Source organism: Myxococcus guangdongensis (assembly GCF_024198255.1).
In the GTDB taxonomy this organism is placed as follows: Bacteria; Myxococcota; Myxococcia; order Myxococcales; family Myxococcaceae; genus Myxococcus; species Myxococcus guangdongensis.
In genome coordinates this window covers 293,925-307,321 of the sequence record NZ_JAJVKW010000004.1, presented here as the reverse complement: position 1 = coordinate 307,321, position 13,397 = coordinate 293,925, and the positions used below count along the sequence as shown (strand labels likewise).

Genomic DNA, 13,397 nt, shown 5'->3' with positions numbered 1-13,397 from the left:
GACTCGAGGCACCGCAAGCCCTCGAGCTCCGCTCGCCAGCCCGTCCGGCCCTCAAGCCTTGTTCCGACCCGCGGCGGCCTTGATCTCCTCGTAGATGCCCTCCGGGGAGCCCACGCCGTCCACGCTCTTGAGCACGCCCTTCTTCTCGTAGAAGGCCTTCAGGGGACGCGTCTCCGCGTCGTACTTCTGCAGGCGCTTCTCGATGACCTCCGGCATATCGTCCGGCCGCTGCACCAGGCCCTCGCCGCACTTGTCGCAGAAGCCCGTGCGCTTCGAGGGGCTCGTCTCCACGTGGTAGACGCTGCCGTCCTTCGGACACACGCGCCGGCCCGAGCCGCGCTTCACCAGCGTCTCGTGCGGAACCTCGAGCGAGACCACCGCGTCGAGCTTCCTGCCCAGCCGCTCCAGCATCCTGTCTAGCGCGTCCGCCTGGCCTGGCGTGCGAGGGAAGCCGTCCAGGACAAAGCCCTGAGCGACATCCGCCTCCTTCAGGCGCTCCTCGACGATTCCAATCACGACCTCGTCCGGCACGTACTGGCCCGCCGCCATCAGCGGCCCCGCGACCTTCCCCAGCTCCGTCCCCTCCGCCACAGCCTTGCGGAGGATGTCACCGGTGGAGATCTGCGGGATGTGGAAGTCGGCGAAGAGCTTCTTCGCCTGCGTACCCTTCCCCGCGTTCGGCGGTCCCAACAGGATCAGGTTCATGTGCTCCTCTCAGCTCCCAAGGAAGGCACGGAAGTCGTCGGCCACGAAACTTTCACGCGCCCCCCATGTGCACCACCGAATACCTCGAAAATGACTGCGCCCCGGAACGACGAGGCGCCCCTCCCCACGACGAGGAGAGGCGCCCGTGACGTTGTCGCCGTGACTCAGGCCGCCACGCGCACCCGGCCGCGGATGCGGGGACCGCGCGGACCCGCGAAGCCCTCGTAGTTGCGGCTGATGAGGTGACCCTCGATCTGCTGCACCGTGTCCAGGGCCACGCCCACGACGATCAGCAGCGCCGTGCCGCCGAACGTGAAGCGCACGTTGAGCAGACCGCTGATGACCGACGGAATCACGCAGATGACCGCCAGGTAGATGGCGCCGCCGAACGTGAGCCGGTTCAGCACCCGCTCGATGAACTCCGCCGTCTGCCGGCCCGGGCGGATGCCCGGGATGTAGCCGCCCTGCTTCTTGATGTTGTCCGCCACGTCATCCGGACGGAAGGTCAACGCCGTGTAGAAGTAGGCGAAGAAGATGACCATCAGCACGAAGAGCCCGTTGTAGATCCACAGGTTGCCTTCGATGGCGCGCTGCACATCCTGGAGGAACGGGAACCACGTGCCCAGCGTCGCGGGAAACGACAGCACCGCGCCCGCGAAGATGGGCGGGATGACGCCGGCCGTGTTGACCTTCATCGGGAAGTACGTGGCCTGGCCCGCGAACATCCGCCGTCCCGCCATGCGCTTGGCGTACTGGATGGGGATGCGGCGCATGCCGCGCTCCACGTAGACCACCACCGCGATGATGAGGAGCATGAACACCAGCAGCGCCAGGACCTCGGCCACCGCGATGACCTCCTGCCGCGTCAGGTCCAGCAGCGTGCTGGCGCCGGGGAGCACACCCGCCACGATGCCCGCGAAGATGATGAGCGAGATGCCGTTGCCGATGCCGCGCTCGGTGATGCGCTCACCCAGCCACATGATGAAGGCCGTGCCCGCCGTCAGGCTGACCACCGTCATGAAGGTGAACCAGACGCTGTCGTCCGGCACGACCACCTGGTTGAAGCCGCTCTGCCCCGCGTCCGAGCGCCCCAAGGACGCCAGCCAGCGGGAGATACCGATGCCCTGGATGACGGAGAGGACGATGGTGCCGTAGCGCGTGTACTGGTTGATCTTCTGCCGGCCCGCCGCCCCCTCCTTCTGCAGGCGCTCGAGGCTGGGGATGACCACCGCCAGGAGCTGCATGATGATGGAGGCGCTGACGTAGGGCATGATGCCCAATCCGAAGATGGACATCTGCTCCAGCGCGCCGCCGGAGAAGAGGTTGAACAGCGAGACCAGCCCGCCCGATTGCTTCTGGGCGTCCATGAAGGCGTTCATCGCGGCCCGGTCCACGCCGGGTGTGTTGATGAAGATGCCGATGCGGTAGACGGCCAGCAGGGCTAGCGTGTACGCGAGCCGGCTGCGCAGCTCCGCGATGCGGAAGACGTTGGCGAAGGCATTGAGAGCCACGGGGTAGCCATCCTCTTCGTGAGGGTTCTGCCAGGACGACAAAACGCCCCTGTTCCACGGATGGGAAAGGGGCGCAGAAGCCTACACAAGCGAAATGACGCGCACCACCGACAAGTGATGCGCGTCGGACATGCTCAGGCCTTCGGCTGCCGAGGGGCCTTGACGCCCTTGCCAGCGTGGGCCTTGGCGGCCGCCTCGGGCTTGTGGGCCATCAGCGGAAGGACGTCCACCGCGCCACCAGCCTTCTCCACCGCCGACTTGGCGGTCTCGGAGGCCTTGTGCACCCGGATGGTGACCTTCTTCGTCAGCGCGCCCCGACCCAGCAGCTTCACGCCGTCGTAGCGGCCCTTCACCAGGCCCACCTTCTTCAGCGAGGCCTCATCCACCGTGGCGCCCGCGTCGAAGTGGGTGTCCACATCCGACAGGTTCACCACCGCGTACACCGTGCGATTGGGGGAGTTGAAGCCGAACTTCGGCAGGCGGCGCTGCAGGGGGCTCTGGCCACCCTCGAAGCCTTCGAACCGCATGTTACCGGTGCGGGCCTTCTGGCCCTTACCACCGCGACCGGCCGTCTTGCCCAGGCCGGAACCCTGACCGCGGCCCACGCGCTTCTTGCGGTGCCACGAGCGCGAGGGGCGCTTCAAACCGTGCAGAGTGCTCATTGTCTTAGGTCCTCTCGTGCTCAGGCCTTGGCCTGGTAAGCGCGCGCGCGGTCCCGCAGGGCGATCTTGCGCGGCTTGCGGCGCTTGGGCGCCGGCGCCTCGGCGGACACCGTCTCCGAGGAGACCAGGTGCTTCACCTTGAACACCATCCCGCGGATGGCGGGCGTGTCCTTCAGCAGGCGCTCATCACCGAACTTCTTCAGACCCAGGCCACGGATGGTGGCCAGCATGTCCTCGGAAGCGCCCGCGTAGCTCTTCGTCAGCTTCACCTTGAGCGCCATGACTAGCCCCTCTGTTCCCCGGCGAGCTTCGCCGACTCGACGTCCTTGCCACGGAGGCGCGACACCTGCGCCGCGCTGCGCAGCAGCTTCAGGCCCGCGACCGTGGCCTTCAGCACGTTGTGCGGATTCCGCGAACCCTGGCTCTTCGTCAGGATGTTGCGGATGCCCGCCGCCTCCAGCACCGCGCGCACCGCGCCACCCGCGATGACGCCCGTACCTTCGCTGGCCGGCTTCAGCAGCACCCAGCCGGCGCCGAAGTGCCCGAGCACCTCGTGCGGAATCGTGTGACCCATCAGCGGAACGCGGAACAGGTTCTTCTTCGCGTTCTCGCCACCCTTGCGGATGGCCTCGGGGACCTCGTTGGCCTTGCCCAGGCCGACGCCCACGTGCCCGGCGCCATCACCCACCACCACGAGGGCGGCGAACGAGAACCGCCGGCCACCCTTCACCACCTTGGCGACGCGGTTGATGTTCACCACGCGGTCGGTGAGGTCCAGATCGTTCGGATTGATCGGAGTTGCCACTTGGAAATCCTTTCGAAAGCTAGAACTTCAGCCCGGCCTCGCGCGCGGCGTCAGCCACGGCGGCGATACGCCCGTGATAAGGGAAGCCGTTGCGGTCGAACACCACCGCCTCGACGTTGGCAGCCTTGCACCGCTGCGCGATGAGGGCACCCACCCGCTTCGCGTCCGCCTTCTTGTCGCCTTCGTCCTGGCCCTTCAGCTCCTTGGACAGCGACGAGGCGTACGCGAGGGTCTTGCCCGTGGTGTCGTCCACCACCTGCGCGTAGATGTGCTTGAGGCTCTTGTAGACGGTAAGCCGCGGCCGCTCGGTGGTACCCGAGAGCTTCTTGCGGATGCGGTTCTTCCTCTTGATACGGGAGTCGATCTTCGTCGGCATGGCTGCTTCCTTGTCCTTCCGGCGGCGATGCGGTCTTCCGCCGCCGGATGATGCCGCCAGACCCCAAGGGTCCGGCGGGATTGGGAACACTCAGGACAGACGGAACGATTACGTCGTTCCGGTCTTGCCCTCCTTACGGCGGATGCGCTCCTCGGAGTACTTGATGCCCTTGCCCTTGTACGGCTCGGGCGGGCGCAGCGAGCGGATGTTCACCGCCGTCGCGCCGAGCACTTCCTTGTCCGCCGAACGCAGCGTCAGCCCCACGGTGGGGAGGCTGTCCTCGGTGCGGGCCGTCTTGTCCACTTCCGCCGTCACGCCCTCGGGGAGCTCGTAGACGACGGGGTGGGAGTAGCCCAGCGCGAAGTGGATGGCCTTGCCCTTCACCTCGGCGCGGAAACCGACGCCGCGGATGTCCAGCTTCTTCTCGAAGCCCGTGGACACGCCCTTCGCGGCGTTCGCGAGGATGGTGCGCGTCAGGCCGTGCAGGCTGCGCGCCTCGCGCGAGTCATCCGCGCGCAGCACGCTGACCTGGCCGTCCTTGATCTCCACCTTGACCTTGCCGGGCAGCTTCACGGACAGCTTGCCCTTGGGGCCCTCGAAATTCACCTGCTGGCCGGCGACGACGGCCTTCGTCTTGTCGCCGAGCTTGATCGCCAGTTTTCCAATCCGACTCATGGTTGCCTCGGTCCTGTATGCCCGGGGCGCGCACTCTCGCGAGGCGCGGCCACCAGGCCGCTGGCTAGTAGACGGTGCAGAGCAGCTCGCCGCCCGCCTTCTGCTTGCGGGCCTCGGAGTCCACCAGGATGCCGCGCGACGTGGAGAGGATGGAGATACCCATGCCTCCCAACACCTGCGGGATGTCGTTCACGCCGACGTAGCGGCGCAGACCCGGCTTGGACACGCGGCGGATGCCGGTGATGGCGGGAGCGCGGTCCGGCCCGTACTTGAGCTGAACGGTGATCTCGCTCTGGGGCGAGCCGTCCTGGGTGTGGACGACGAACTCCCCGATGTAGCCCTCGTCCTTGAGGACCTTGATGACCTCGAGCTTGAGCTTCGAGTGGGGAATGACGACCTTGTCGTGACGCGCGCGCGACGCATTGCGCAGGCGGGTCAGCATGTCGCCAACAGGATCATTGACCGGCATGGGCTACCTTTTCCAAACGAGCACCCTGTCCGGGCGCTTCGTGTTCGCGTTCGTCGCGCCTGCCGGGCCCATCCCGGGGGTTCGCGCCGAGCGCAACTGCTTGGGTTGAAACTGCTTGCGGACACGCTCCTCACGAAGCGCGTCCAGGGTGCCAACGAGCCCTTCCAGGCTCCCTTGGCACCCTGCTCTACCGGCTCACCAGGACGACTTGGTCACGCCGGTGATCTCACCGCGCAGCGCACGGTTGCGCAGGCAGATGCGGCACATCTTGAACTTGCGCAGGAACGCGCGCGGGCGGCCGCAGAGCGGGCAGCGGTTGTACTGGCGCACGGCGAACTTCGGCTTGCGCTTCGCCTGGGCAATCTTGGAGAGCTTGGCCATTGTCTTTGAGGTCCTTGGCTCGAGGGCTTACTGGCGGAAGGGCATGCCGAAGTGACGCATCAGCGCCAGCCCCTGCTCGTCGTTCCGGGCAGTGGTGACGAAGCTGATGTTGAGCCCCTTCACCTTCTCGATCTGGTCGTAGTTGATTTCGGGGAAGATGATCTGCTCGCGGACGCCGAGCGTGTAGTTGCCCTTCCCGTCGAAAGCCTTCGGGGACACGCCCTTGAAGTCACGCACGCGAGGCAGCGCCACGGTGATGAGGCGGTCCATGAACTCGTACATGCGGGCGCCACGCAGGGTGACGGCGGCACCGATGGCCTGGCCCTGGCGCAGCTTGAAGTTCGCGATGCTCTTGCGGGCGCGCGTCACGATGGGCTTCTGGCCCGTGATCGCCGCGAGCTGGTCCACCGCGGACTCCAGGATCTTGTTGTTGGCGAGCGCCTCGCCCAGACCCATGTTGACGACGATCTTCTGGAGACGCGGAACCTCCATCGGGTTCTTGAGGCCCAGCTCCTTCATCAGGGCGGGCACCCCTTCCTTGCGGAAGCGCTCCTTCATGCGGGCCGGCTTGCTCTCGAGGCCTTCCTCGATGTTCGCCGCGAAGCCAACCTTCTTGGCCTCTTCCTTCTTGCCCCGCTTCGCCTTCTTTTCCTTCTGGTCCGGCTTCTTCTCGTCAGCCATCGTCGTATCCTCTGCTTCGGGCGCCGTCGTGACCCAGCGCTTCCGATCAGTCCTTCACTTGGAAACTGAAAACACCGCGAGGGCCCCGTGGACTACCCAGGCCCTCGTTGCCTGCACGCCCCCCTACCCGCCTACCAGGGCGGACAGAAGGGCGCGCATACATGCCCCAACAGGGACTCCTAGTCAATCAGCGCGTCGCAGTTCTTGCAGAACCGCTGGCGCTTCTCACCGTCCGCCTTGATGCCCACGCGGGTCGGCTTGTCGCACTTGACGCAAACGACCTGGACGTTCGCCAGGGCGATGGTGCCGGGCTTCTCGACAATCCCACCCTCCGGGTTCTGCGGCGTCTTCTTCAGGTGACGCTTGACCAGGCGCAGGCCCTCCACAGTCACCCGGCCGGCCTCCTGGTCGATCTTCAGCACCTTGCCGCGCTTCGTCGCAGGGGTCTTCTCGGAGGCCTCGGCCCCGGCCATGACCTGGACCGTGTCTCCCACCTTCATCTTCTGCATGGCTTCCTCGTCTCTCTGGCTGCTCGCCGTCCGGCCTGGGGGTCCTCTTAGAGGACTTCGGGCGCCAGCGAGATGATCTTCATGAACTTACGGGCGCGGAGCTCACGGGCCACCGGCCCGAAGATACGCGTACCAATGGGCTCCATGTCCTTGTTGATGAGGACCGCGGAGTTGCCGTCGAACTTGATGAAGCTGCCGTCGGGACGACCCACCTCGCGCTTGGTGCGAACGATGACGGCCTTGGCCACGTCACCCTTCTTCACCTTCGAGTTGGGCAGCGCCTCGCGGATCGACACGACGATGACGTCGCCGATGGACGCGTACTTGCGCTTCGAACCGCCGAGCACCTTGATGCAGAACACCTTCTTCGCGCCCGAGTTGTCCGCCACGTCGAGCACGCTCGTCATCTGAATCATCTGGGAATCTCCTATCGCCGGTGTCTCCACCGCGCAGCCTCACGGCCGCGCATGTGGAGGTGCGTGCTAGACGTTCTTGCTCTTCTCCAGCACCTCGACCACGCGCCAACGCTTGTCCTTCGAAGCGGGCTTGGTCTCGGCGATCCGGACCCGGTCACCCTCGTTGATGGTGACCTTCTTCGGGTAGTCGTGGTCCTCCACGTGGGCCTTGTACTTCTCGCGCAGGCTCATGATCTTCCCGTACTTCGGGTGGGGAGCCCGGCGCTGGACGGTGACCACCACCGTCTTCTGCATCTTGTTGGAGGTGACGATTCCCACGCGCGTCTTGGGACGGCCGCGGGTGGAGGTCTCTGCCTTGGGCGCTTCGGTCGTCTCAGCCATCTTCTCTCTCACTGTCTCTCATGCACCCGGGCGCTCGCACGTCCCGGATGGCCTTGCGCACCCGACTCGAGCGAGCGCGCTTGGAGGATTCGCGGGTGGAGGCGTTACGCCTTCGCCGCCTTCTTCTTCTCGGTCAGCACGGCCAGGATACGGGCCAGGTCACGCCGGTGTCCGGTCCGCTCCGCCGGGTTGTCCAGCGAGCCGGTCCGCCGCTTGAGCTGGTCCTGGAACAGCGTCTCGCGCAGTTCCGTCGCCCGCCGCTGCAGGTCGTCCGCCGACAGCTCCCTCAGTTCCTTCGCAGTCGCCATTGCAATCTCCACATGCGCGCGGGAGCCATCCAGAGGACAGCTCCCGCCGCGGTGCCTAGAGGCTCAGGTCCGCGCGCTTCACGATCTTCGTGAGCACGGGCAGCTTCGCCTGCGCCAGCTTCAGCGCCCCGGTGGCCACCTCGGTCGTCATACCCTCCATCTCATAGAGGATGCGGCCGGGCTTCACCACCGCGACGTAGTACTCCACGCCACCCTTACCGGTACCCATTCGAGTCTCGGCGGGCTTCTTGGTGATGGGCTTGTCCGGGAAGATTCGGATCCAGATCTTGCCGCCGCGCTTCACGTGGCGGGTCATCGCGATACGAGCCGCCTCGATCTGCCGGGAGGTGATCCAGCCCGGCTGAAGGCTCATCAGGCCGAACTCGCCGTAGGTCAGGTCGCTGCCACGGTGAGCGGCGCCCGGCATGCGGCCCTTGTGCATCTTGCGGTACTTCGTACGTGCAGGCTGAAGCATCGTCGCTGTCCTTCCCTACCCTGCCCCGGGTGCCTCCTCGCGGAGACACCCGGCGCGGGAGGGCAATTACCGGTTGGAGGGCATGGGGGCCTGGCCACCCTTGCCCGGGAGAACCTCGCCCTTGCAGACCCAGACCTTGCAGCCGATCTTGCCGTAGGTCGTCTTGGCCTCAGCGAAGCCGTAGTCGATGTCCGCGCGGAGGGTGTGCAGGGGCACGCGGCCCTCGCGGTACCACTCGTAGCGAGCCATCTCGGCGCCACCCAGGCGGCCCGAGCAGGCCACGCGGATGCCCTTCGCCCCGAACTTCATGGCCGTCTGCAGCGCCTTCTTCATGGCGCGGCGGAAGGCGATGCGGCGCTCGAGCTGCGTGGCGATGTTCTCCGCCACCAACTGCGCGTCGGTCTCCGCCTTGCGGACCTCGACGATGTTGAGGAAGACCTCGTTCTTCGTGAACTGCTGGAGGTCCTTCTTCACCGTCTCGATGCCCGCGCCGCGCTTGCCGATGACGATACCCGGGCGCGCGGTGTGGACGTTGACCTTCACCTTGTTTGCGGCGCGCTCGATCTCCACCTTGGACACGCCCGCGTGGTTCAGCGACTTCTTCACGAACTCGCGGATGCGGATGTCTTCATGGAGCCACTGCGCGTAGTTCTTGTGCTCGAACCACTTGGAGTCCCAGGTCTTGATGACGCCAAGCCGGAACCCGATCGGATGAACTTTCTGTCCCAACGTGAATCTCCTTGAACGTCCGGGCAGGGCCCGACGGGTCCTACTTCTTGGCCTCGGCCAGCACCACGTGGACGTGGGCGGTCTTCTTCTTGATGGGGGTGGCCCGGCCCATGGCGCGCGGCATGAACCGGCGCTGGGTAGGACCCTGGTCCACCGAGATGGTCTTGACGTAGAGCGTGTCCACGTCGACCTGTCCCTTGGACTTGTCGGTCGCGTTGGCCACGGCGCTCTTGATGAGCTTCTCCACCGGCAGGGCCGCGGCGCGCGGGGTGAACTTCAGGATGTTGAGGGCCGCCTCGACGGGCTTGCCCCGGATGAGCGCCGCAACGGTAGACAGCTTGCGGGGGCTCATGCGCAGGAAACGCAGATGTGCAGTCGACTCCATGGTCATCTCCTCAGGCTCTCAGGCAATGCGCCAGGCTACTTGCCCGGGGCCTTGGCGACCTTCTTCTCCGCCGAGTGACCACCGAACGTACGCGTCGGGGAGAACTCGCCGAGCTTGTGGCCCACCATGTTCTCCGTGACGAACACCGGGATGAACTTCTTCCCGTTGTGCACCGCGAAGGTGTGACCCACGAACTCCGGAAGGATGGTGGAGCGGCGGGACCACGTCTTCACGACAGTCTTCTTGTTCGTCTTGATCATGTCCTCGATCTTCTTGACGAGGAAGTCGTCGACGAACGGACCCTTCTTGATCGAACGAGCCATGGCTTGCGAATCCTCTTACTGGCTGCGCGCGCCCTGGCGGCGGCCGCTCACGATGAACTTGTCAGTACGCTTGTTGGTACGCGTGGTGAGACCCTTGGTCTTCTTGCCCCACGGCGACACCGGGTGCGGGTTACCCTGACCGGACTTACCCTCACCACCACCGTGCGGGTGGTCCACGGGGTTCATCGCGAGACCACGAACCGTCGGGCGGATGCCCAGCCACCGGCTCTTACCCGCCTTGCCGATGCGGATGATCTCGTGCTCGATGTTACCCACCTGGCCCACGGTGGCGCGGCACTCGATGAGGACCATGCGGACGGTCCCGGAAGGCATGCGCACCTGCGCGTAGCGGCCCTCCTTCGCCATCAGCTGGCCGGACGTGCCGGCGGAGCGGATGACCTGGGCGCCACGGCCCGGCTTCAGCTCCACGTTGTGGATGACCGTACCCACCGGGATGTTCTGCAGCGGCAGGGAGTTGCCCGGACGGATGTCCGCGTTCTCGCCGGCGAACAGGGTGTCGCCCACATTCAGGCCCACGGGGGCCAGGATGTAGCGCTTCTCACCGTCCGCGTACGTCAGCAGGGCGATGTTGGCGGTGCGGTTCGGGTCGTACTCCACCGCGGTGACCTTGGCCGGCACGCCATCCTTGTCACGACGCTTGAAGTCGATGACGCGGTAGCGGCGCTTGTGACCACCACCCTGGTGACGACGGGTGATGTGTCCGTGGACGTTGCGGCCACCCGAGCGCTTCAGCGGCTCGGTCAGCTTCTTCTCGGGCGCGTCCTTGGTGATGTCCGCGAAATCGGACACCGTCATCAGACGGCGGGCGGCGCTTGTCGGCTTGTACTTCTTGATGCCCATGGTGTGTTCCTCAGGCTGACCTCAACGCCGTAGCGTCAGGCCGCCCCTCCCTCGAAGAGTTCGATCGAGTCGCCTTCCTTGAGGGTGACGACCGCCTTCTTGAAGTTGGGCCGCTTGCCGATGCTCCGACCCACGCGCTTGATCTTGCCGCGGACGATGTTGGTGCGAACGCCCTCGACGGTGACCTTGAACAGCGTCGTCACCGCGCGAGCCACGTCGTGCTTGGTGGCCTTACGGTCGACGATGAACGAGTACTGACGGAACTTCTCGCGGGCCTTGTCCAGCTTCTCGGTGATGAGCGGGCCCTTGATGACATCGTTCAGGTTCATGACAGCGCCCCCTCGAGGGTCTTCGCGGCCGCGGAGGTCAGGACCAGGTGCGAGTGCTTCAGCACCATCTCGAGGTTGACACCCTCGGGAGGAAGCACGTCGAACTTGGCCAGGTTCCGCACGCTGCGGTGCAGGTTGGTGTTGCCCTTCTCGTCCACCACCAGGGCGTTCTGCAGCTTCAGGCGCTTGGTCAGCACCTCAAAGGCCTGCTTGCTCTTGGGGGCGTCCAGGGAGAACCCGCTCAGGATGATGAGCGTCTTCTCCTTGGCGCGCAGGGACAGCGCGGACTTGAGCGCACCGCGGCGCACCTTGCGGGGCGGGCGGTAGAAGTAGTCGCGAGCCTTGGGAGCCATCGCCTTGCCGCCGCCCACCCAGTGGGAAGCGCGGATGGAACCCTGGCGGGCGCGGCCAGTGCCCTTCTGCTTCCAGGGCTTCTTGCCGCCGCCGCTGACCAGCGAGGTGTTCTTCACACCCACCGTGCCGCGGCGCCGGTTGATCTGCTGCATCTTCGCGACCTCGTAAAAGAGGTGCGTGTTCGGCTCAGCGCCGAAGATGTCGTCGGAGAGCTCGATCTCCGACACCTTCTTCAAATCCAGGTCGACAACGTCAAACTTCGCCATGGCACTTTCCTCGCGGGGGTCGGAGTGAAACCACTCAGACGCCCACCCGCTTCCTAGGACTTGATCTCGACGTCAACGCCGGCCGACAGATCCAGCTTCATGAGCGCATCCAGCGTCTGCTGCGTAGGCTCGAGAATATCGAGCAGGCGCTTGTGGGTGCGGATCTCGAACTGCTCGCGGCTCTTCTTGTCCACGTGCGGAGAACGCAGCACGGTGAACTTGTTGATGCGCGTAGGAAGGGGGATCGGACCGGCCACCTTCGCGCCAGTGCGCTTAGCCGTCTCGACGATCTCACCCGCGCTCTGGTCCAGGAGCTTCGAGTCGTATGCCTTCAGCCGGATGCGGATCTTCTGTGTCGCCATTCGCAAGAACCTCTTAGAACGAACTTTGTGCCAACGCCCCGGAAGGCGCTACGACCGACGTCCCCTGGTTGTCACAGAGCCGTTTCTTCAGAACGAAGGGGCGCGGTGATTACCATCCCGCCCCGGTGTATGCAACTGGATTTCCTCCGGCTCCCTGGAAATTCCCCGGAAGGACGTCCCGGGGAGCCGGTAGGAGGTCTGCTACTCGATCACTTCCGCCACGACGCCGGCGCCCACCGTGCGGCCACCCTCGCGAACAGCGAAGCGCAGCTCCTTCTCCATCGCGACAGGGGTGATGAGCTCCACCTCGATCGCGATGTTGTCGCCCGGCATCACCATCTCCACGTTCTCCGGCAGCTTCACCGTTCCCGTCACGTCCGTGGTGCGGAAGTAGAACTGGGGACGGTAGCCCTTGAAGAACGGCGTGTGACGACCACCCTCTTCCTTCGACAGCACGTAAATCTGCGCCTTGAACTTGGTGTGCGGCGTGATGCTGCCAGGCTTGGCAATCACCTGCCCACGCTCCATGTCCTCACGCTTCAGGCCGCGAACCAGCGCGCCGATGTTGTCGCCCGCCATGCCCTCGTCCAGCAGCTTGCGGAACATCTCCACGCCCGTCACGACCGTCTTCTGCGTCGGGCGAAGGCCGACGACCTCGACCTCCTCGCCGACCTTGACCCGACCGCGCTCCACGCGGCCCGTCGCCACCGTTCCACGGCCGGCGATGGAGAACACGTCCTCCACCGGCATCAGGAAGGGCTTGTCCGTCGCGCGCTGCGGCGTCGGGATGTAGCTGTCCACCGCCTCCATCAGCTTCAGGATGGCCGGCTCGCCGATGTCGCTCGCGTCACCCTCGAGCGCCTTCACGGCGGAGCCCGGGATGATGGGGATGCTGTCGCCGGGGAACTCGTACTTCTTCAGCAGGTCCCGGACCTCCATCTCCACCAGCTCGCGCAGCTCCGGGTCGTCCAGCAGGTCCACCTTGTTCAGGAAGACCACGATGTACGGGACACCGACCTGGCGCGCTAGCAGGATGTGCTCACGCGTCTGGGGCATCGGGCCGTCCGCCGCCGACACCACCAGGATGGCGCCGTCCATCTGCGCCGCGCCCGTGATCATGTTCTTCACGTAGTCGGCGTGGCCCGGACAGTCGACGTGCGCGTAGTGACGGTTCTTCGTCTGATACTCGACGTGCGCCGTCGAGATCGTGATGCCGCGCTCGCGCTCTTCCGGCGCCTTGTCGATCTGGTCGTACGCCAGGAACGTGGCGCCGCCCGTCTTCGCCAGCACCTTCGTGATGGCCGCCGTCAGCGACGTCTTGCCGTGGTCCACGTGTCCGATCGTGCCGATGTTCACGTGGGGCTTGTTACGCTCGAACTTCTCCTTGGCCATGACACTCCTCACCGCGGCTGAGCCGGTCAATCACCCGGCGCG

Annotated in this window: 23 protein-coding genes; all 23 read right to left on the bottom strand. The window is 65.5% G+C overall.

The annotated features are described in order from the left end of the window. Positions 1-51: 51 nt before the first annotated feature. Positions 52-705, bottom strand: coding sequence for an adenylate kinase (locus tag LXT21_RS14685; RefSeq protein ID WP_254038756.1), 654 nt, complete (start codon positions 703-705; stop codon positions 52-54). Positions 706-869: 164 nt separating this feature from the next. After that, positions 870-2,216, bottom strand: a complete 1,347-nt coding sequence (secY, locus tag LXT21_RS14680; protein ID WP_046718097.1) for a preprotein translocase subunit SecY — start codon at positions 2,214-2,216, stop codon at positions 870-872. 134 nt (positions 2,217-2,350) lie between these two features. Continuing rightward, positions 2,351-2,878, bottom strand: a complete 528-nt coding sequence (rplO, locus tag LXT21_RS14675; RefSeq protein ID WP_254038755.1) for a 50S ribosomal protein L15 — start codon at positions 2,876-2,878, stop codon at positions 2,351-2,353. 20 nt (positions 2,879-2,898) lie between these two features. Beyond that, positions 2,899-3,159, bottom strand: a complete 261-nt coding sequence (rpmD, locus tag LXT21_RS14670; RefSeq protein ID WP_254038754.1) for a 50S ribosomal protein L30 — start codon at positions 3,157-3,159, stop codon at positions 2,899-2,901. A gap of 2 nt (positions 3,160-3,161) precedes the next feature. Next, positions 3,162-3,683, bottom strand: a complete 522-nt coding sequence (gene rpsE / locus LXT21_RS14665) for a 30S ribosomal protein S5 (protein ID WP_046714290.1) — start codon at positions 3,681-3,683, stop codon at positions 3,162-3,164. A gap of 19 nt (positions 3,684-3,702) precedes the next feature. Beyond that, positions 3,703-4,059, bottom strand: coding sequence for a 50S ribosomal protein L18 (rplR, locus tag LXT21_RS14660; RefSeq protein ID WP_254038753.1), 357 nt, complete (start codon positions 4,057-4,059; stop codon positions 3,703-3,705). 108 nt (positions 4,060-4,167) lie between these two features. Then, positions 4,168-4,734, bottom strand: coding sequence for a 50S ribosomal protein L6 (gene rplF / locus LXT21_RS14655; RefSeq protein WP_254038752.1), 567 nt, complete (start codon positions 4,732-4,734; stop codon positions 4,168-4,170). Between the two features lie 64 nt (positions 4,735-4,798). Further along, on the bottom strand, positions 4,799-5,203 hold the full coding sequence (gene rpsH, locus LXT21_RS14650) for a 30S ribosomal protein S8 (RefSeq protein WP_046714293.1): 405 nt from the start codon (positions 5,201-5,203) through the stop codon (positions 4,799-4,801). Between the two features lie 195 nt (positions 5,204-5,398). Continuing rightward, positions 5,399-5,584: a type Z 30S ribosomal protein S14 gene (locus tag LXT21_RS14645; RefSeq protein ID WP_015350175.1), complete on the bottom strand. Its 186-nt coding sequence runs from the start codon at positions 5,582-5,584 to the stop codon at positions 5,399-5,401. 27 nt (positions 5,585-5,611) lie between these two features. Next, positions 5,612-6,142: a 50S ribosomal protein L5 gene (gene rplE, locus LXT21_RS14640; RefSeq protein WP_174816817.1), complete on the bottom strand. Its 531-nt coding sequence runs from the start codon at positions 6,140-6,142 to the stop codon at positions 5,612-5,614. Positions 6,143-6,444: 302 nt separating this feature from the next. Continuing rightward, the gene (rplX, locus tag LXT21_RS14635) at positions 6,445-6,774 is read right to left on the bottom strand and encodes a 50S ribosomal protein L24 (RefSeq protein WP_254038751.1); all 330 of its coding nucleotides are present in this window, start codon (positions 6,772-6,774) and stop codon (positions 6,445-6,447) included. A 47-nt stretch (positions 6,775-6,821) separates the two neighbouring features. Further along, a complete protein-coding gene (gene rplN, locus LXT21_RS14630) occupies positions 6,822-7,190 on the bottom strand; it encodes a 50S ribosomal protein L14 (protein ID WP_046714296.1) in 369 nt (122 codons plus the stop codon). Between the two features lie 66 nt (positions 7,191-7,256). Next, positions 7,257-7,583 carry a 30S ribosomal protein S17 gene (gene rpsQ, locus LXT21_RS14625; RefSeq protein WP_194869291.1) on the bottom strand — a complete coding sequence of 109 codons (327 nt, stop codon included), beginning with the start codon at positions 7,581-7,583 and terminating at the stop codon, positions 7,257-7,259. A gap of 92 nt (positions 7,584-7,675) precedes the next feature. Beyond that, positions 7,676-7,891, bottom strand: coding sequence for a 50S ribosomal protein L29 (gene rpmC, locus LXT21_RS14620; RefSeq protein ID WP_254038750.1), 216 nt, complete (start codon positions 7,889-7,891; stop codon positions 7,676-7,678). A 43-nt stretch (positions 7,892-7,934) separates the two neighbouring features. Continuing rightward, positions 7,935-8,354 carry a 50S ribosomal protein L16 gene (gene rplP, locus LXT21_RS14615; protein WP_046714299.1) on the bottom strand — a complete coding sequence of 140 codons (420 nt, stop codon included), beginning with the start codon at positions 8,352-8,354 and terminating at the stop codon, positions 7,935-7,937. 66 nt (positions 8,355-8,420) lie between these two features. Next, a complete protein-coding gene (gene rpsC / locus LXT21_RS14610) occupies positions 8,421-9,083 on the bottom strand; it encodes a 30S ribosomal protein S3 (protein WP_002633602.1) in 663 nt (220 codons plus the stop codon). A gap of 40 nt (positions 9,084-9,123) precedes the next feature. Further along, positions 9,124-9,468, bottom strand: coding sequence for a 50S ribosomal protein L22 (gene rplV, locus LXT21_RS14605; protein WP_015350182.1), 345 nt, complete (start codon positions 9,466-9,468; stop codon positions 9,124-9,126). A gap of 35 nt (positions 9,469-9,503) precedes the next feature. Then, the gene (gene rpsS, locus LXT21_RS14600) at positions 9,504-9,791 is read right to left on the bottom strand and encodes a 30S ribosomal protein S19 (RefSeq protein WP_254038749.1); all 288 of its coding nucleotides are present in this window, start codon (positions 9,789-9,791) and stop codon (positions 9,504-9,506) included. 15 nt (positions 9,792-9,806) lie between these two features. Then, a complete protein-coding gene (rplB, locus tag LXT21_RS14595) occupies positions 9,807-10,652 on the bottom strand; it encodes a 50S ribosomal protein L2 (protein WP_206716910.1) in 846 nt (281 codons plus the stop codon). A gap of 35 nt (positions 10,653-10,687) precedes the next feature. Next, positions 10,688-10,981: a 50S ribosomal protein L23 gene (locus LXT21_RS14590; RefSeq protein WP_254038748.1), complete on the bottom strand. Its 294-nt coding sequence runs from the start codon at positions 10,979-10,981 to the stop codon at positions 10,688-10,690. Further along, complete coding sequence (gene rplD / locus LXT21_RS14585; RefSeq protein WP_046714303.1) at positions 10,978-11,601, bottom strand: 50S ribosomal protein L4; 624 nt, start codon at positions 11,599-11,601, stop codon at positions 10,978-10,980. Before rplD ends, LXT21_RS14590 begins: the two co-directional genes overlap by 4 nt. Positions 11,602-11,654: 53 nt before the next feature. Continuing rightward, positions 11,655-11,963 carry a 30S ribosomal protein S10 gene (rpsJ, locus tag LXT21_RS14580; RefSeq protein ID WP_002633608.1) on the bottom strand — a complete coding sequence of 103 codons (309 nt, stop codon included), beginning with the start codon at positions 11,961-11,963 and terminating at the stop codon, positions 11,655-11,657. A gap of 201 nt (positions 11,964-12,164) precedes the next feature. Further along, on the bottom strand, positions 12,165-13,355 hold the full coding sequence (gene tuf, locus LXT21_RS14575; protein ID WP_254038747.1) for an elongation factor Tu: 1,191 nt from the start codon (positions 13,353-13,355) through the stop codon (positions 12,165-12,167). Positions 13,356-13,397: the final 42 nt, after the last annotated feature.